This window comes from Pseudoalteromonas sp. MMG005 (assembly GCF_018101015.1).
In the GTDB taxonomy this organism is placed as follows: Bacteria; Pseudomonadota; Gammaproteobacteria; order Enterobacterales; family Alteromonadaceae; genus Pseudoalteromonas; species Pseudoalteromonas aurantia.
The window spans coordinates 1-712 of record NZ_JAGJEK010000074.1 but is presented as its reverse complement, the minus strand read 5'-3'; the positions used below and the strand labels follow the sequence as shown (position 1 = coordinate 712).

The 712-nt window shown below is 48.9% G+C and carries 1 protein-coding gene; it reads right to left on the bottom strand.

The genetic code is table 11. The features are described 5' to 3' along the window. Nucleotides 1–712: condensation domain-containing protein (locus J8M01_RS23745; protein WP_211059598.1), on the bottom strand; the 712-nt coding region annotated here is incomplete at both ends.

Sequence of the window (712 nt, the reverse complement as noted above, 5' to 3'; positions counted from 1 at the left end):
CCCGACCACCATCTCCAACGAGCGCTCCACACACAAGCCCACTAAACTGTCTGGCCCAATAGCATGATGCTCTCGCAGGTAATGCGCCAGTTGGTTCGACTGCTCATTCAACTGCTTGTACGTCAGTGTTTTATCGGCAAAAACCACCGCAACCTTATCCGGCTGCTGCTGTGCTTGTTGTTCAAATAAGGTATGAATGCATGCCGCTTTATCGTATGCAATTTCCGTATTATTCAGCCCTGTCACTAAATGCGCTGTCTCTGACTCCGACAACATCGCCAAGCTAGGCAACGCCACTGTCTCCTCTGTGACTTCACTCAAACTCGTTAATAAACGACACAAGTGTGCGTTTAACCGCGCTATCGCTGCTTCACTGAATAAACCTGTATCATATGTCCAGTTAATACCAACACCCGCATCACCCAAGGTCAGCTCAACATCTAGGTCAAACTTGGCCTGTACCGCATCACTCTCATACGCGCTCATCTGCACCCCTGGTAGGGCGACTGACTCACCTTCATGATGCAAACCATAGTCTGTATTCGTCGTCATCATGATTTGGAATAACGGGCTATGTGCCTTACTTCTCGGCACCTTCAATCTATCTACTAACTGCTCAAATGGCACGTCTTGATGCGATTGCGCTTCTAAATGTACCGTTCTGATATGCTTAAAGTACTCCCCGACCGTGTGGTGCCCTGTGTTCGCTCTG